We start from the raw sequence: 15,848 nt of genomic DNA, 5'->3' as shown, positions 1-15,848 counted from the left end.
AGGCTCGGTCACGGATGGCGTTCAAGGGTGCGCGTGCAGGACGACGTGCTGGGCTCATCCCGCGAGGCCAACAAGGCCTGCGCGGGGTGAGCGCCCATCAGCGCTGCTCGATCGGCACGAACTGACGCTGTTCGACGCCGATGTATTCGGCACTCGGACGGATGATGCGATTGTTCCCACGCTGCTCGAACACGTGCGCTGCCCAGCCGGTAAGCCGCGAGCAGACGAAGATCGGGGTGAACAGCTTGGTCGGTATGCCCATGAAGTGATACGCCGAGGCATGGTAGAAATCGGCGTTGGGGAATAAGCGCTTTTGCTCCCACATGGTCTTGTCGATGGCTTCGGACACCGGGTACAGCACCGTGTCGCCCACCTCATCGGCAAGGCGCTTGGACCACCCTTTGATCACCTCGTTACGCGGGTCGGACTCTTTGTAGATGGCATGGCCAAAGCCCATGATCTTGTCTTTGCGCTCGAGCATGTGCAGCAACTCGGTCGTCGCTTGTTGCGGGCTCTGGAAGCGCTCGATCAGCTCCATGGCCGCCTCGTTGGCGCCGCCGTGCAGCGGGCCGCGCAGCGAACCGATGGCGGCGGTGACGCAGGAGTACAGGTCGGACAAGGTCGAGGCACACACGCGGGCGGTGAACGTGGAGGCGTTGAACTCGTGTTCGGCGTAGAGAATGAGCGATACGTTCATCACCTTCACATGCAGCTCACTGGGCTGCTTGCCATGGAGTAACTGCAGGAAGTGGCCGCCCAAGGTGTCCTGGTCACTGACACAGTCGATGCGCACGCCGTGATGGCTGAAGCGGTACCAGTAACACATGATCGCCGGGAAGACGGCCAGGAGCCGGTCGGTCTTGTCGCGCTGGGCATCGAAGGTGAGCTCGGGCTCCAGGGTTCCGAGCACGGAGCAGCCCGTGCGCATCACGTCCATCGGGTGAGCGTCGCGCGGGATGCGCTCCAGTACTTCTTTCAACGCCTGGGGCAGGTCGCGCAGGCCCTTGAGCTTGTGCTTGTAGTCGGCAAGCTCGGCCTGGCAGGGCAGCTCGCCATACAACAACAGGTAAGCCACCTCCTCGAATTCGGCGTGGGCAGCCAGGTCGCGGACGTCATACCCGCGATAGGTCAGCCCTGCGCCGGCCTGACCGACCGTCGACAGGGCCGTCTGACCGGCAACCTGACCGCGTAGGCCTGCGCCGCTGAGTACTTTTGCTTCGGCCATGGTGCTTCTCCTTTCTTGAACTTGTTATGGAATGCAGGCTGGCTAACCCTTATCTACCCCTGAACCAGGGCGCTGCAGCGCGCGCAGTGGGCAGGTCAGCCTTTTTTCTGGGCAAACAATGCATCGAGACTTTGCTCGAAAGCGTGATAGCCAATGGCGTCGTAAAGCTCCATGCGTGTCTGCATGGTATCGATCACGTTCTTCTGCGTGCCATCACGGCGCAGGGCGGCGTAGACGTTCTCGGCAGCCTTGTTCATGGCGCGGAACGCCGACAGTGGATACAGCACCAGCGACACATCGACCGAGCCCAGCTCTTCGGTGGTGTACAAAGGCGTGGCACCGAACTCGGTGATGTTAGCCAGGATGGGGGCCTTGACCCGGTCGGCGAACGTCTTGTACATCGCAAGTTCGGTGATGGCTTCGGGGAAGATCATGTCCGCGCCGGCCTCGACACAGGCGGCCGCCCGATCCAGCGCCGCATTGAGCCCCTCGACCGCCAGCGCATCGGTACGGGCCATGATCACGAAGCTGTCATCAAGGCGGGCATCGACCGCCGCCTTGATGCGATCGACCATCTCCTGCTGGGTGACGATTTCCTTGTTCGGACGGTGGCCACAACGCTTGGCGCCCACCTGATCCTCGATATGAATGGCGGCGGCGCCGAACTTGCTCATGGCGCGCACGGTGCGGGCAACGTTGAAGGCCGAGGCACCGAACCCGGTGTCCACGTCCACCAGCAGTGGCAGGTCGCATACATCAGTGATGCGCCTGACATCGGTCAGCACGTCGTCCAGGCCACTGATGCCCAGGTCAGGTAAACCCAGTGAGCCTGCTGCCACACCGCCGCCGGACAGGTAGATGGCCTTGAAACCGGCACGCTTGGCCAGCAAGGCGTGGTTGGCATTGATGGTGCCGACCACTTGCAGCGGGCGCTCTGCGGCCACTGCGTCGCGAAAACGTTGGCCTGGGGTACTCTGGACGGTCATTGTTCACCTCGTGTGCTGTGGGTGTGGTCGCCTTGGTAATGGCGCTCGATGTTGCGCTTGGACGCAGCGATGTGACGACGCATCAACAGCTCGGCCAACTCGCCGTCACCCTCGGCGATGGCGTCCAGGATGCGGTGGTGCTCGGCGAAGGCCTGACGCGGCCGATTGGGCGTAGCCGAGAACTGGATACGGTACATGCGCACCAGTTGGTACAGTTCGCCGCAGAGCATCTTGACCAAGGTCTGGTTGCCGCTGCCCTGAATGATGCGATAGTGAAAATCGTAGTCACCTTCCTGCTGGTAGTAGCCCACGCCCGCCTGGAAGGCAGCATCGCGCTCATGGGTTTCCAGCACCTGGCGCAGCTCGTCGATGTCAGCTCGGCCCATGCGCTGGGCCGCCAGGCGGCAGGCCATGCCTTCGAGCGACTCGCGGATTTCATAGAGCTCGATGAGTTCGGCGTGACTCAGTGAAACCACCCGTGCGCCCACATGGGGCACACGAACCAGCAGGCGCTGGCCCTCGAGGCGGTGAATGGCTTCACGCAGCGGGCCTCGGCTGATGCCATAGGTGCGGGCAAGCTCCGGCTCGGAAATCTTGCTCCCCGGGGCTATGTCCCCCCGTACAATGGCCGCCTGAATCCGCCTGAAGACATGCTCGGACAGGGTTTCCGATTCCTCGTTGCCAGTCGGGTTACCCGTTGAGAGCGCCTGCATATTGTTGACACCTTTTACAAAACATGGCGTTAAATCTAACGCTGGGTCACGTAATAGTCAAAGCCTTAAGCCACATTGTCAACAATGCACCCAACAAGAAACTACCCTCCGATCAAACTGTCAGATCGCGCACCGCTGGCGTCAATACGTCGGCGTGATAGAATGCCGCGCCTTCGATGGAGTATGGATAGCCCGTCTGCCCCGCCCGCATGGTGCCGGCAGATCAACGAGGAAGCTTGTGCAGCCGTTGCCAGTCGCCTTACCCCGAACTTTGCACAATACCGCGCCAGGACTATGAAACTGACACCCTTTGCTTTGCTGATTAGCCTCCTCCTGTTGCCGGCCCTGAGCCAGGCAGCCGGCAAGACCGTGTACGGTCTGAACGAATATGCTCGCCTGGGCGACCTCGACCTCGAAGTGGCGGCCAAGCTCGACACCGGGGCCAAGACAGCCTCGCTCAGCGCCCGCGACATCAAGCGTTTCAAGCGCAATGGCGAAAGCTGGGTGCGCTTCTACCTGGCCATCGATGCTGCCCATTCCCATCCCATCGAACGCCCGCTGGCGCGCGTGAGCAAGATCAAGCGCAGGGCTGGCGACTACGACGCCGAATCAGGCAAGGCCTACACCGCACGCCCCGTCATCGAGCTGGACATCTGCATGGGCCAGGCCAGGCGCACCATCGAAGTCAACCTCACCGATCGCAGCGCTTTCCAGTTCCCACTGTTGATCGGCTCGGAGGCTTTGAAGCATTTCGACGCCCTGGTCGACCCAAGCCTTAAATATGCGGCCGGCAAACCTGCCTGTGCCACCGACGCTCCCAAAGCAGAGTAATTCCGATGCGCTCTCTTACCCTCCATCTGAAAGTCCTGATCACCGTTCTGGTGTTGCTGGGCGTAGCGGTCACGGCTTATCAGATCTTCGTACTTGGCATCCCGGTGACCGAGGATGAAACGGACGATCTGTGGAACATCGATGCCAAGATCGAATTTGTGGCCAGCACCAAGGACCCGGTAAAGGTCCAGATGTTCGTGCCGCCCCTGAATCGGGATTATGTGAGCCTCAACGAAAGCTTCATTTCCAACAACTATGGTGTGAGCGTCAACCGCGCCGACGGCAACCGCAAGGTCACCTGGTCCGCGCGGCGCGCCAGCGGCAACCAGACCCTTTACTACCGGCTGGTGCTGACCAAGCGCTATAGCACCGAGAAAGCCAAGGTCAAGGGCCCGACCTTCCGCGACAGCCTCGCAGTAGAAGGCCCCGAGAAGATCGCCGCCGAAGCCTTGATGGCACCGATTCGTCAGCATTCGGCCGATGTCGAGACGTTCGTCAGCGAAACCATCAAGCGCGTCAACAACCTCAACGACGACAACGTCAAGCTGCTGCTGGCAGGCGATACCTCACCGATGAAGAAGGCGCAGGTCATTGACCTGCTGCTGTCCATTGCCCACGTGCCGATGGAGAAGGTCCACACGATCCGCCTGGTGGCCGACACCCCGCAAACCCCGGAACTGTGGTTGCGCAGCTTCAACGGCAATGACTGGCTGTATTTCAACCCCGAGACCGGTGAGCAAGGCCTGCCCAACGATCGGCTATTGTGGTGGACCGGGGATGACAACCTGATCACGGTCGATGGCGGCAAGCGGGCTAACGTCACCTTCAGCATGAACAACAGCGAGATGAACGCCATCCGCCTGGCCAAGCTGACAGACGAGAACACCGACGCCGACTTCCTCGAATACTCCCTGTACGGGCTGCCGCTGCAGACCCAGCAGACCTTCATGATCATGGTCATGATTCCCATCGGCGTGCTGGTGATTCTGGTGCTGCGCAACCTGATCGGCATCCAGACCCTGGGTACTTTCACACCGGTCCTGATCGCCCTGGCCTTCCGCGAAACACAGCTGGGCTTCGGGATCGTGCTGTTCACCGTCATCACCGCGCTGGGGCTATCGCTGCGCTCCTACCTCGAACACCTGAAGCTGCAGATGCTGCCCCGCCTTTCGGTGGTGCTGACATTCGTCGTGGTATTGATTGCCGCCATCAGCCTGTTCAGCCACAAACTGGGCCTTGAGCGCGGCTTGTCGGTCGCGCTGTTCCCGATGGTGATCCTGACCATGACCATCGAACGCCTGTCGATCACCTGGGAAGAACGCGGCGGCGGTCATGCCATGAAAGTGGCCATCGGCACCTTGTTCGCCGCCTCTCTCGCGCACCTGCTGATGATGGTACCGGAGCTGGTCTACTTCGTGTTCACCTTCCCGGCCGTGCTGTTGATTCTGGTGGGCTTCATGCTGGCAATGGGTCGCTATCGCGGCTACCGCCTGACCGAGCTGGTCCGCTTCAAGGCATTCCTGAAGAAGGCGGACGCCTGATGTTCGGCCTGATCAAAACGTGGAAAGCCCTGGAGGCCCGGGGCATCATGGGTATCAATCGGCGCAATGCAGACTATGTACTCAAGTACAACAAGCGCCACCTGTACCCGATCGTCGACGACAAGATCATCACCAAGGAGCGCGCCCTGGCCGCCGGCATCCATGTGCCGGAAATGTATGGCGTCATCGAGACGGAAAAGCAGATCGAGAAGCTTGACGAGATCATCGGCGGGCGCAGCGACTTCGTGATCAAGCCGGCTCAGGGCGCCGGGGGTGATGGCATCATGGTCATCGCCGACCGTTTCGAAGACCGTTACCGGACGGTGTCCGGCAAGATCATCAGCCATGAGGAAATCGAGCACCAGATTTCCAGCATCCTCACCGGGCTGTACTCGCTCGGCGGCCATCGCGACCGCGCCCTGATCGAGTATCGGGTCACCCCGGACCAGATCTTCAAGAGCATCAGTTATGAAGGCGTACCGGACATCCGCATCATCGTCCTGATGGGCTACCCGGTCATGGCCATGCTGCGCCTGCCCACCCGCCAGTCCGGCGGCAAGGCCAACCTGCACCAAGGCGCCATCGGTGTGGGCGTGGATTTGGCCACAGGCGTGACGCTGCGTGGCACTTGGCTGAACAACATCATCAGCAAGCATCCCGACACCACCAACGCAGTGGACGGCGTGCAGCTGCCGACCTGGGACGGGTTCATGAAGCTGGCCGCCGGCTGCTATGAGCTGTGCGGCCTGGGCTACATTGGCGTGGACATGGTGCTGGACCAGGAAAAAGGCCCACTGATCCTCGAGCTCAACGCTCGCCCAGGGCTGAATATCCAGATCGCCAACGATTGCGGCCTGACGCAACGCACCCATGCGATCGAGGCGCATCTTGAGGCACTGGCCAAAGAGGGTGTGACCGAAGATGCCGAGCAACGCGTGCGCGTTGCCCAAGGCCTGTTCGGCCACAGGCCCGGTCACTAAGGCGCGGGGTTGGCCACCAGCCCCGGCCAGATGAAGATGGCGAATGTCGCCCTGACGCTAGGCGCAATGCCTGCACCGGACTACAATCGCCGTCCTCGCTTTTAATCGCCGTCCCTACTGATGCCGACCTGCACGTTGTACGCCCTGCCCTACCAGCCTGACCCGGCTACCTACTTTTCCTGCTTGCGTGATGCTCCAGGCGCCATTTTGCTCGACAGCGCTCGCCCCGGCGCTGAACGCGGCCGCTTCGACCTGCTGAGCGCGTGGCCAGTGCAGCAGTTGCAGGTGCTGGCGGACGAAACAGGGCGCGCCTTCCTGCAGCGGTTGCGCGCTGCGCTGGCTCGCTTGGGCGCTGCACATCTACCGCCAGAGAGCGAGCTGCCGTTTGCCGGTGGGTTGATCGGTTACCTGAGCTACGATTTTGGTCGTCGGCTGGAACACTTGCCGACCCAGGCGGTGGACGACCTCGGCCTGCCGGATGCCCAACTGGGCGTGTACGCATGGGCGTTGGTTACCGACCACGCCACCCGTACCAGCCAACTGGTGTTTCACCCAAGCCTGGGCCGTGAAGAGCGTGAGCGACTGGTGCGCCTGTTCGAGGGGTGTGAACCTCGGGTTAGCGGGGCTTTCAAGCTGCTCGCCCCAATGGCTGGTGACCTTGCGCCCGAGCAGTACCATGCAGCCTTCGAGCAGGTTCAACGCTACATCCAGGCAGGTGACTGCTACCAGATCAACCTGACCCAACGGTTTCGCGCTGCTTGCCAGGGCGATCCCTGGCGAGCTTATCAAGCCCTTCGCCAGGCATGCCCAACGCCCTTCTCCGGGTTCCAGCAATTGGCAGACGGCAGCGCCTTGTTGAGCTTCTCGCCCGAGCGGTTCATTCGGGTCAGTAAGGGTCATGTGGAAACCCGTCCGATCAAGGGCACCCGTGCGCGGGGTCACGATGCGGCCGAGGATGCGCGCAATGCCGAGCAACTGCAGCAAAGCCCCAAGGACCGGTCGGAAAACCTGATGATCGTGGACTTGTTGCGCAATGACCTGGGCCGTACGTGCGAAATTGGCTCCGTCAAAGTGCCTGAGCTGTTCAGCCTGGAAACCTACCCCAATGTGCACCATCTGGTCAGTAGCGTGACAGGCACGCTGGCGGCTGGCCGGGACGCACTGGATCTGATCGGCGACAGCTTTCCTGGCGGCTCGATCACCGGCGCGCCCAAGATCCGCGCGATGCAGATCATCGATGAGCTTGAACCCACTCGCCGAGCGCTTTACTGCGGATCGCTGCTGTATGTCGATGTACGCGGCGAGATGGACAGTTCTATCGCCATCCGCAGCCTGTTGATCAAGGACGGCCAGGTCAGTTGCTGGGGCGGTGGCGCCGTGGTGGCCGACTCCGAATGGCAGGCCGAGTACGAGGAGTCCATTGCCAAAGTGCGGGTGCTGATGCAGACCTTGCAGAGGCTTTGAAAGCTGGCTTACCCGTGAACCGCTGAACGCAGCTTGGCGTGCCCCGCAACCAGGATGGGTTTTTTGTTACCATTGCCTCACTACGAGCGCCCAGCGCCACAGCCAAGATGGAAACCGCCTGATGAGCCAACCTTTCGATGTCGCTGCCCTGGCAGCGGCCTACGCGAACAAGTCCCCACAGGACATTCTCAAGCTCGCCTTCGAGCATTTCGGCGACGATCTGTGGATCTCCTTCAGCGGTGCCGAAGATGTGGTACTCGTGGACATGGCCTGGAAGCTGAACAAACAGGTCAAAGTCTTTAGCCTCGACACCGGGCGCTTGCATCCGGAGACCTATCGCTTTATCGATCAGGTGCGCGAGCAGTACAACCTGCCCATCGAAATCCTCAGCCCCGATCGCAGCAAGCTCGACCCGTTCGTCAAAGACAAAGGCCTGTTCAGCTTCTACCGTGACGGCCACGGCGAGTGCTGCGGCATCCGCAAGATCGAGCCCCTGCGCCGCAAGCTTGCGACCGTCAGTGCCTGGGCCACGGGGCAGCGCCGCGACCAGAGCCCCGGCACGCGCAGCCAGATCGCAGCCCTGGAGATCGACACCGGCTTCTCCACCCCGGAGCGCACGCTCTACAAGTTCAACCCTCTGGCTCAGATGAGCAGCGAAGAAGTCTGGGGCTACATCCGCATGCTCGAGCTGCCCTACAACAGCCTGCATGAGCGCGGTTTCATCAGCATCGGTTGCGAGCCCTGCACGCGCCCTGTGCTACCTAATCAGCACGAGCGCGAAGGCCGCTGGTGGTGGGAAGAGTCGACCCAGAAGGAATGCGGCCTGCACGCCGGCAACCTGATCACCAAGGCCTGAAACGCGGGCGATACCTTTGAAAAGGGCCGCGTGGCGGCCCTTGCGCCCGAGGATTCAGTGCACCGGTAACTCGACACCTTCGAACAATGCCTCCAGCTCCTGCTTGTTGTGACACTGGATGGCCTTGGCCATCACTTCACGGGTCAGGTGCGGCGCAAACTTCTCGATGAAGTCGCACATGAACCCGCGCAGGAAAGTGCCACGCCGGAAGCCGATTTTGGTGATGCTGGCTTCGAACAGTTCGCTGGCGTCCAGGGCTACCAGGTCACCGTCCAGCTTGGCGTCAACTGCCATGCCTGCAACGATTCCCACGCCCAAACCGAGGCGCACGTACGTTTTGATCACGTCCGCGTCCGCCGCCGTGAACACCACCTTGGGCGTCAGGCCGCGATTGCTGAAAGCTTCGTCCAGCTTGGAGCGCCCAGTAAAGCCGAACACATAGGTAACGATGGGATATTCGGCCACCGCTTCGAGGGTCAGCTTGGGAAGCTTGGCCAATGGATGACCCTGCGGAACCACCACGCAACGGTTCCACTTGTAGCACGGCATCATGATCAGGTCGCCGAACAGCTCGAGCGCTTCTGTGGCGATGGCGAAATCCACCGTACCGTCTGCGGCCATCTCGGCGATCTGCATCGGGGAGCCTTGATGCATGTGCAAGGACACTTCCGGGTACTGCTTGATGAAGCCACTGATCACCGGAGGCAAAGCGTAGCGAGCCTGGGTGTGGGTGGTGGCGATGGAGAGCGTGCCCTTTTTCTCGTTGGAAAACTCCTGGGCGATCTGCTTGATGCTTTCGACCTTGCGCAGGATTTCGCCAGCGGTGTTGATGATGCGCTCCCCTGCTGGGGTCACACGCGTCAGGTGCTTGCCGCTACGCGCAAATACCTCGACGCCCAACTCGTCTTCGAGCAGTCGGATCTGCTTGCTGATCCCCGGCTGCGAGGTATACAGGCTTTGTGCTGTCGCAGAGACGTTGAGGTCATGGTGCGCTACTTCCCAGATGTAGCGCAGTTGTTGAAGCTTCATAAGGTTCCCTCAGTTCAGCGTGGGTCAGCGGCAGCGGGCAGCGACGATATATAACTATATTAGTGGTAATCGTAATAAATCTAGAACTATTTTGTTACACCGCCCGGAATATTCCCACAGCGTGATTCAGCCTTTCCTACGACCTAGATGCTGTGCCAAGGGGACCATATAGACCGGTACAGGCGAGAGCTGGAGCAATCTGACCGCCGTCCTACCCAAGGGCACGTCCACGCCCGCCCCGGCGCTGTGACTGCCGAAGACAAGCAGGTCGACGCTCAGGCGCTGGGCCTGATCCAGGATGACTTGCGCAGGGTCGCCCTGGCGCACGCGCACCGCCTTGAGCACCGCCAGATCGGCTTGCTCCCCCAGCTCCTCACGAAAATTTTCCAGTACACGCTGCTCGATGTTGGCCATTACCGTACCCACACCCTGGCTGTGCAGCTGGTCCAGGGTGTGTTCGTCCAGGTAACTTTGCAGGAGGGATTCGGCAAACTGGCCCATCGGTTCGACCGCATGAATGACGTACAACTCGGCACCGAATGTGCGCGCCAACGCAAGCGCATGCTGCATCACGAATGGCGCATAGACGCCGAGGTCTGTGGCGTACAGCAGAGAGCGGATCATTCGACCTCCTCGACTGCCATGGCGGCAGGGCAAACTTGAGCTTAGCAGCGCATCGGCGCCTCGCTTGCCCAGCCCGGCGCATGACTGCGCCTAGAGCATGGCCCCTTCACTGTTTTTACCAAGGAACCTCAGCGACTGGTACAACATCTCCATGCGGGGCAAATGGCAACCCGCGGACTGGGCGCGGGCCAGAGGCGCTGCATAGATGGCCTCTGTCTCTAGAGGTCGATGATGAACGTGGTCGTGGTACATGCTGGGCCAGTAATCAGGCATGCGCTCGGTCATGCTCAGCAGTTGCTGAGCATAGCCTGCGGGCATGGCATGACCACAAGCGACAGCGCCCACCATCACCTCCTCCATCAAGGCTTGCACCAGCGTGCGGGCATGGCTGTCGCCCAGCAGCTGGGCAGTGCTGGCGCCGAGCAACACTGACAGGCCGTTAAAAGGCACGTTCCACACCAACTTTTGCCACCGGGCGCCAGCCAGATCAGGCATGCCCACAGAACTCACCCCCGCAGCCTGGAACAATGAAACCCCCTGCTCCACCAGGCGGCGCCCGCCATCGTCACTAGGACCACTGTGATAACCCACGTTCACGGTACCCAACGCCTGATGGCGAACCACCCCGGGTGCTTGGCGGTCGGCGCAGACGAAGCACAACCCGCCAAGCAGGTGCATATCAGCCCGCAGTAACGGGCGCAGTCGCCCTTCGACATCCAGTCCGTTCTGCAGCAGCACCACTCTCGCATCCGGTGCACCGGCCTGCACGATCAATGGCGCCAGTTGCGGGTTGCCGGTGGCTTTGGCGCCTATCAATAGCCAATCGCACGGCGGCATTTGCGCGGCGTCGGCATAGCAATTTACTTTGGCGTGCAGCCGACCATGGACAGCGCTCTGGACGGTCAGCCCGTGATGACTGACCGCTTCATACTCGCTTCTGAGCAAAAAGTGCACATCGAAGCCGGCCTTTGCCAGCAGCAGCCCGTAAAAGCCGCCTATGGCACCGCTGCCGATGATGCCAATCCGGGGGTTGCGCGCGTGCATGCGGTTCTCCTTCTCATGTCAGCCTGTTTATTACACCGGTTGGGCACCTTCGCGCAGATCGATGCTCGCCGTCGACCCCTGCTACCCGGAAAAACCCCGCCTGCACGGGGCAATGCCCATTGTGGCGCACACGCTAACGCGCTAAGGTTCGGCTCCCCGCTGCGATTATTCTTGCTGCTGGGCCGCACGGGGATAGCTGGCGGCCGGCACCCGTGACCTGACGAGTAACACGATGGCTGATTTACCGATCGATGACTTGAACGTTGCATCCAACGAGACGCTGATCACCCCCGACCAGCTCAAGAAGGAAATCCCCCTTAGCGCCCAGGCCCTGCAGACCGTGACTGCTGGCCGAGACGTGGTGCGCAATATTCTCGATGGCAAGGATCACCGCCTGTTCGTCGTGGTCGGCCCCTGCTCCATCCACGACATCAAGGCCGCGCATGAATACGCAGCGCGCCTGAAGGCCCTGGCCGAAGAAGTGTCCGACACGCTGTACCTGGTCATGCGGGTATATTTTGAAAAACCGCGTACCACCGTGGGCTGGAAGGGCCTGATCAACGACCCATATCTGGACGACTCCTTCAAGATCCAGGATGGTTTGCATATCGGTCGCAAGCTGCTGCTGGACCTCGCCGAAATGGGCTTGCCCACGGCCACTGAGGCACTGGATCCGATTTCCCCGCAATACCTGCAGGATCTGATCAGCTGGTCAGCCATCGGTGCCCGTACCACCGAGTCGCAGACCCACCGCGAAATGGCCTCTGGCCTGTCGTCGGCCGTCGGCTTCAAGAACGGTACCGACGGTGGCTTGACCGTCGCTATCAACGCCCTGCAGTCGGTGTCCAAGCCGCACCGGTTCCTGGGGATCAACCAGGAAGGTGGCGTCTCCATCGTGACCACCAAGGGTAACCCCTACGGGCATGTCGTGCTTCGCGGCGGTAATGGCAAACCCAACTACGACTCGGTCAGCGTCGCCCTGTGCGAACAAGACCTGGCCAAGGCCAAGATCAAGGCCAACATCATGGTCGATTGCAGCCATGCCAACTCCAACAAGGACCCGGCCTTGCAACCGCTGGTGATGGAAAACGTGGCGAACCAGATTCTGGAGGGCAACCAATCGATCATTGGGTTGATGGTCGAGAGCCACCTGAACTGGGGCTGCCAATCCATTCCCAAGGACTTGTCCCAGCTGCAGTATGGCGTTTCGGTGACGGACGCCTGCATCGACTGGTCGGCGACCGAGAAGACGCTGCGCAGCATGCGCGCGAAGTTGAAGGACGTACTCCCTCAGCGCAATCGCGCCTGAGACCTTTGGGGGCTGTTCAGGCCCCAGTGTTCAAAGCAGCGATCACACCTTGCTGGCGTGACGCTGCTGACGCTCCATGTAACGCTCCACGTACGAGCAGGACGGTATCACCGTGTAGCCCATCTGCTCGGCATATTGCAGCGCGCGCTCGGTAAGGGCAGCTGCGATCCCACGCCCGCGCAAGGCGTTGGGTACGAAGGTGCGGTAGATGTCCAGCGTCTGCTTACCCAAGTCCATGTAGGTCAGATAGGCACGATGACCGTCCACATTGGTCTCGAACTGATGACCCGCCTGGTCATGGTGGATGGTCAGCGCTTCGCTCATCACTACTCCTCGCGGGCCTTTCTGGCAGACCCATAGCCTAACCGATGGTCAATACCCGGCACACTTGGCACATGCATCGTCTATTGCGCGTTGGACCGCTGGACGTCTGCGTTCGTTCGGGTTTTCTGTAGACCCACATACTAGGCGCTTACCGAAGGATTACTCAAGTGAAGCGCTCGGATGAAAGCCAGCCATTAACGGCTTACGCTGTTAAGTGTGACATTGACAGTGCCGGCAAATCATGTAGGACTAAGACGCACAAAGACAGTAGAAGTCACCCTTAGTTCAACATGAAAGTTGCCGTTAGTGCAGAGTTACCCTGCTGGCTCGGGGCGATGAGCCGCGCCCCTCGGCTGGCGCAGAAACTGCGCACTGTTTTTTTTTGCAGTTCTTGCGTTCAGTCAGTTTACTTACTACAAGTAATGGGTACTATGTACGCCGGCCAGTTTCTCTTTTCTGAGAGATGGCTCATTAATAGAAAGTCCTTGAAGGGGAACACGATGAACAACGTTCTGAAATTCTCTGCTCTGGCTCTGGCCGCAGTTCTGGCTACCGGTTGCAGCAGCGTCTCCAAAGAAACCGAAGCTCGCCTGACTGCAACTGAAGACGCAGCAGCCCGCGCACAAGCTCGTGCCGATGAAGCCTACCGCAAGGCTGACGACGCACTGGCAGCCGCTCAGAAAGCTCAGCAGACCGCTGACGAAGCCAATGAGCGCGCACTGCGCATGCTGGACAAAGCCAGCCGCAAATAATAGTCCCTTGGGGCTGTTATGAAGCCGACCCCTTTGGGGTCGGCTTTTTTTTGCGATTTTTTGACACCGAGGCGCGATTGCGCACTACGTCGCCGTCAACGCAGTTCGCAGAGAGGGTTACTGCATCTCCTCGGGAAGCGTCGAGACCATGGGCGTAGCGCTCTGATTGTCGACGGGCACGGCAATCTCCACCGGCATGCCATCTTCGGCAGCCACGACGTCGCGGACCATGTCCCAGTTCATGCGCAGGTTATTGGCCAGATCTTCACGCTTGAGCAACGCGTTGATGACCGCCGTATGCTTGTCGACCACCGACGGATTGCCCTGATCATCCAGCGGCGTGTGGGCTTCGAGGTATACCTTGCCCCCGCTCACTCCAAACTTGTACGGTTCGTTGATGATGCGAACGGGAGTGCCCACCGGCACCATGCCTGACAGTTCCAGCACGTTGTTGTTGAGCATGCGGAAGCAGCCATGGCTGGTACGCATGCCGATCCCGAATTTCTTGTTTGAGCCATGGATCAAGTAACCCGGTACACCCAGGGTGAACTTGAAGGGCCCAAGCGGGTTGTCCGGGCCTGCTGGAACCACGGCAGGCAAGATGTCGCCATCGGCTGCATGCTCGGCCCGGATCGACGCCGGCGGCGTCCACGTAGGGTTTGGCGTCTTGGCGATGATCTTGGTATTGGCAATCGGCGAGCCCCAGCCTTCGCGACCGATCCCCAACGGGAAGGTGTGCACCACATTCTCGCCTTTGGGGTAGTAATACAAGCGGTACTCGGCAAGGTTGATGACGATGCCTTCACGAGGACCCGGTGGCAGGATGTAGCGCGTGGGCAAGATGATTTCGGTGCCTGCGCCAGGCAGCCAGGGATCGACACCCGGGTTGGCGGCGATCATCTCCAGATAGCCCAGGTCATTGGCCGTACCGATATCGGCGAATGTATCTTCGTACTTGGCCTTGATCACATGCACCTGACCGACGATGTCGTCCCCAGGTGGCGGCAGTGGCAACTCCAGTGCGACAGCGGGCCCCGCTACCAGCAAGGCGGCCAGGGACAGGCTACGAGTGACGGCGGGAAAGCGCGGCGACATCCGGTAAATCCTTTGGGAGGTGGGACGAAAGGCATGATTGTACACCCCCACCCCAGACAGCGGGAGGCATCCTGAGCCGGACGCGGTTACAGATGATGAAAGGTGCGCGCCTCAGACCGCCTGCAATTGTGGCCAGACCGGTCGCATGCCTCGCCGCTGCGCATCGAGAATGGCGCGGCACAGCTCGCACAGCCGGGTATCGCGATAGATGGTGCGTGGCACGCCGGACCAGCGAGGGTGCGCAGGCAACAGCCCCCCGCACAATGTTCTGTCCACCGGCACGCCGAGTTCGAGCTGCCGCGCGACCAGGTGAACGCGACTTTCCTGGCAGGCGAACAGGTCAAGCTGTTCGTCGGGCTCGATCAATTGGTAGGCGAAAAGGGACCAGGCAGGGCGCGGCATCGGGGGTACTCGGAACGGGGGGCGCAACATTAGCCCAAACCCGCCCCCGTTTAAAGCGTCAGAGCAAGGGTTTGAGCGCCGGCCAGGCGTTTTCCAGCAGCCGCTGCTGGGCGCCCTGGGCAGGATGGATGCCGTCTGCCTGCATCAACTCAGGAACGCCGCCAACCCCTTCCAGGAAAAACGGCACCAATGCTACCTGCTTGTCCTTGGCCAACTCCTTGTACACCTCGGCGAAAGCGGTGGTATAGCGGACGCCATAGTTGGGAGGCAGCTGCATCCCCAGCAGCAAGACCTTGGCACCTGCCTGGCGCGACTGATCGATCATCGCGGCAAGGTTCTGTCGCAGTTGCGCCGGCGGCTGGCCGCGCAACCCATCGTTGCCCCCCAACTCCAGCACCACCACATCGGGCGTGTGCGCCGCCAGCAACGCTGGCAGCCGCGCTTGCCCGCCGGCACTGGTGTCGCCACTGATCGAGGCGTTGACCACCTTGTCGTCGAAACCTTCCTGACGCAGGCGGGTCTGCAACAAGGATGCCCAACCTTCGCGGGTATCCAGGCCAAAACCTGCGCTGATACTATCACCGACAATCAGCACCGTTCCCGCAGTCGCGCTCTGGGCCAGGCAATACAGGGCCAGACCGGCACTTATCAACCACATTCGCATCGGATTCTC

Annotated in this window: 17 protein-coding genes; 7 read left to right on the top strand and 10 right to left on the bottom strand. The window is 60.8% G+C overall.

From position 1 onward, the window contains the following. Nucleotides 1-97: 97 nt before the first annotated feature. From prpC to CWR53_RS08470, 3 genes are all read right to left on the bottom strand, one after another. Nucleotides 98-1,225, bottom strand: a complete 1,128-nt coding sequence (prpC, locus tag CWR53_RS08480; protein ID WP_100851239.1) for a 2-methylcitrate synthase — start codon at nt 1,223-1,225, stop codon at nt 98-100. 95 nt (nt 1,226-1,320) lie between these two features. Then, on the bottom strand, nt 1,321-2,211 hold the full coding sequence (gene prpB, locus CWR53_RS08475) for a methylisocitrate lyase (protein WP_058637390.1): 891 nt from the start codon (nt 2,209-2,211) through the stop codon (nt 1,321-1,323). Continuing rightward, the gene (locus CWR53_RS08470; protein ID WP_058637391.1) at nt 2,208-2,924 is read right to left on the bottom strand and encodes a GntR family transcriptional regulator; all 717 of its coding nucleotides are present in this window, start codon (nt 2,922-2,924) and stop codon (nt 2,208-2,210) included. The genes prpB and CWR53_RS08470 overlap by 4 nt, the downstream gene beginning before the upstream one ends. Before the next feature lie 294 nt (nt 2,925-3,218). Between CWR53_RS08470 and CWR53_RS08465 the strand changes: the two genes are divergently transcribed. The 5 genes from CWR53_RS08465 to CWR53_RS08445 all read left to right on the top strand — a co-directional run bounded on the left by CWR53_RS08465 (nt 3,219) and on the right by CWR53_RS08445 (nt 8,596). Beyond that, a complete protein-coding gene (locus CWR53_RS08465) occupies nt 3,219-3,755 on the top strand; it encodes an ATP-dependent zinc protease (RefSeq protein ID WP_058603812.1) in 537 nt (178 codons plus the stop codon). Nucleotides 3,756-3,760: 5 nt separating this feature from the next. Further along, entirely contained in the window at nt 3,761-5,296 is a 1,536-nt protein-coding gene (locus CWR53_RS08460) for an inactive transglutaminase family protein (protein WP_027914607.1), read from the top strand. After that, the gene (locus tag CWR53_RS08455) at nt 5,296-6,276 is read left to right on the top strand and encodes an alpha-L-glutamate ligase-like protein (RefSeq protein WP_023536214.1); all 981 of its coding nucleotides are present in this window, start codon (nt 5,296-5,298) and stop codon (nt 6,274-6,276) included. The genes CWR53_RS08460 and CWR53_RS08455 overlap by 1 nt, the downstream gene beginning before the upstream one ends. A 120-nt stretch (nt 6,277-6,396) precedes the next feature. Further along, on the top strand, nt 6,397-7,740 hold the full coding sequence (gene pabB / locus CWR53_RS08450) for an aminodeoxychorismate synthase component I (protein ID WP_100851238.1): 1,344 nt from the start codon (nt 6,397-6,399) through the stop codon (nt 7,738-7,740). A gap of 121 nt (nt 7,741-7,861) precedes the next feature. Next, entirely contained in the window at nt 7,862-8,596 is a 735-nt protein-coding gene (locus tag CWR53_RS08445) for a phosphoadenylyl-sulfate reductase (protein ID WP_100851237.1), read from the top strand. 54 nt (nt 8,597-8,650) lie between these two features. Here the strand turns inward: CWR53_RS08445 and cysB are convergent, their stop codons facing one another. From cysB to CWR53_RS08430, 3 genes are all read right to left on the bottom strand, one after another. Next, the gene (gene cysB / locus CWR53_RS08440; RefSeq protein WP_023536044.1) at nt 8,651-9,625 is read right to left on the bottom strand and encodes an HTH-type transcriptional regulator CysB; all 975 of its coding nucleotides are present in this window, start codon (nt 9,623-9,625) and stop codon (nt 8,651-8,653) included. Nucleotides 9,626-9,751: 126 nt separating this feature from the next. Further along, nucleotides 9,752-10,249 carry a universal stress protein gene (locus tag CWR53_RS08435; protein WP_058603808.1) on the bottom strand — a complete coding sequence of 166 codons (498 nt, stop codon included), beginning with the start codon at nt 10,247-10,249 and terminating at the stop codon, nt 9,752-9,754. Between the two features lie 90 nt (nt 10,250-10,339). Next, on the bottom strand, nt 10,340-11,293 hold the full coding sequence (locus CWR53_RS08430) for a putative 2-dehydropantoate 2-reductase (RefSeq protein ID WP_100851236.1): 954 nt from the start codon (nt 11,291-11,293) through the stop codon (nt 10,340-10,342). Nucleotides 11,294-11,525: 232 nt separating this feature from the next. On the opposite strand from CWR53_RS08430, the gene CWR53_RS08425 reads away from it, so the two are divergent. After that, nucleotides 11,526-12,602, top strand: a complete 1,077-nt coding sequence (locus CWR53_RS08425; RefSeq protein ID WP_058603806.1) for a 3-deoxy-7-phosphoheptulonate synthase — start codon at nt 11,526-11,528, stop codon at nt 12,600-12,602. A 42-nt stretch (nt 12,603-12,644) separates the two neighbouring features. Here the strand turns inward: CWR53_RS08425 and CWR53_RS08420 are convergent, their stop codons facing one another. After that, nucleotides 12,645-12,926 carry a GNAT family N-acetyltransferase gene (locus tag CWR53_RS08420; RefSeq protein WP_023536046.1) on the bottom strand — a complete coding sequence of 94 codons (282 nt, stop codon included), beginning with the start codon at nt 12,924-12,926 and terminating at the stop codon, nt 12,645-12,647. 500 nt (nt 12,927-13,426) lie between these two features. Between CWR53_RS08420 and oprI the strand changes: the two genes are divergently transcribed. Then, the gene (gene oprI / locus CWR53_RS08415) at nt 13,427-13,678 is read left to right on the top strand and encodes an outer membrane lipoprotei OprI (RefSeq protein ID WP_003259780.1); all 252 of its coding nucleotides are present in this window, start codon (nt 13,427-13,429) and stop codon (nt 13,676-13,678) included. A 117-nt stretch (nt 13,679-13,795) separates the two neighbouring features. On the opposite strand, the gene CWR53_RS08410 is transcribed toward oprI, so the two are convergent. The 3 genes from CWR53_RS08410 to CWR53_RS08400 all read right to left on the bottom strand — a co-directional run bounded on the left by CWR53_RS08410 (nt 13,796) and on the right by CWR53_RS08400 (nt 15,839). Beyond that, on the bottom strand, nt 13,796-14,773 hold the full coding sequence (locus tag CWR53_RS08410; RefSeq protein WP_058603805.1) for a L,D-transpeptidase family protein: 978 nt from the start codon (nt 14,771-14,773) through the stop codon (nt 13,796-13,798). 111 nt (nt 14,774-14,884) lie between these two features. Continuing rightward, nucleotides 14,885-15,175: a hypothetical protein gene (locus CWR53_RS08405; RefSeq protein ID WP_058603804.1), complete on the bottom strand. Its 291-nt coding sequence runs from the start codon at nt 15,173-15,175 to the stop codon at nt 14,885-14,887. Nucleotides 15,176-15,233: 58 nt separating this feature from the next. After that, nucleotides 15,234-15,839, bottom strand: coding sequence for an arylesterase (locus tag CWR53_RS08400; protein ID WP_100851235.1), 606 nt, complete (start codon nt 15,837-15,839; stop codon nt 15,234-15,236). Nucleotides 15,840-15,848 lie beyond the last annotated feature (9 nt).

This window comes from Pseudomonas sp. SGAir0191 (assembly GCF_002812565.2).
In the GTDB taxonomy this organism is placed as follows: Bacteria; Pseudomonadota; Gammaproteobacteria; order Pseudomonadales; family Pseudomonadaceae; genus Aquipseudomonas; species Aquipseudomonas parafulva_B.
This window is presented reverse-complemented; position numbering and strand designations above follow the sequence as displayed.

Coding starts and splice junctions, on each gene's coding strand:
- prpC (WP_100851239.1), bottom strand. CDS start 1,225: ATGGCCGAAGCAAAAGTACTCAGCGGCGCAGGCCTACGCGGTCAGGTT.
- prpB (WP_058637390.1), bottom strand. CDS start 2,211: ATGACCGTCCAGAGTACCCCAGGCCAACGTTTTCGCGACGCAGTGGCC.
- CWR53_RS08470 (WP_058637391.1), bottom strand. CDS start 2,924: ATGCAGGCGCTCTCAACGGGTAACCCGACTGGCAACGAGGAATCGGAA.
- CWR53_RS08465 (WP_058603812.1), top strand. CDS start 3,219: ATGAAACTGACACCCTTTGCTTTGCTGATTAGCCTCCTCCTGTTGCCG.
- CWR53_RS08460 (WP_027914607.1), top strand. CDS start 3,761: ATGCGCTCTCTTACCCTCCATCTGAAAGTCCTGATCACCGTTCTGGTG.
- CWR53_RS08455 (WP_023536214.1), top strand. CDS start 5,296: ATGTTCGGCCTGATCAAAACGTGGAAAGCCCTGGAGGCCCGGGGCATC.
- pabB (WP_100851238.1), top strand. CDS start 6,397: ATGCCGACCTGCACGTTGTACGCCCTGCCCTACCAGCCTGACCCGGCT.
- CWR53_RS08445 (WP_100851237.1), top strand. CDS start 7,862: ATGAGCCAACCTTTCGATGTCGCTGCCCTGGCAGCGGCCTACGCGAAC.
- cysB (WP_023536044.1), bottom strand. CDS start 9,625: ATGAAGCTTCAACAACTGCGCTACATCTGGGAAGTAGCGCACCATGAC.
- CWR53_RS08435 (WP_058603808.1), bottom strand. CDS start 10,249: ATGATCCGCTCTCTGCTGTACGCCACAGACCTCGGCGTCTATGCGCCA.
- CWR53_RS08430 (WP_100851236.1), bottom strand. CDS start 11,293: ATGCACGCGCGCAACCCCCGGATTGGCATCATCGGCAGCGGTGCCATA.
- CWR53_RS08425 (WP_058603806.1), top strand. CDS start 11,526: ATGGCTGATTTACCGATCGATGACTTGAACGTTGCATCCAACGAGACG.
- CWR53_RS08420 (WP_023536046.1), bottom strand. CDS start 12,926: ATGAGCGAAGCGCTGACCATCCACCATGACCAGGCGGGTCATCAGTTC.
- oprI (WP_003259780.1), top strand. CDS start 13,427: ATGAACAACGTTCTGAAATTCTCTGCTCTGGCTCTGGCCGCAGTTCTG.
- CWR53_RS08410 (WP_058603805.1), bottom strand. CDS start 14,773: ATGTCGCCGCGCTTTCCCGCCGTCACTCGTAGCCTGTCCCTGGCCGCC.
- CWR53_RS08405 (WP_058603804.1), bottom strand. CDS start 15,175: ATGCCGCGCCCTGCCTGGTCCCTTTTCGCCTACCAATTGATCGAGCCC.
- CWR53_RS08400 (WP_100851235.1), bottom strand. CDS start 15,839: ATGCGAATGTGGTTGATAAGTGCCGGTCTGGCCCTGTATTGCCTGGCC.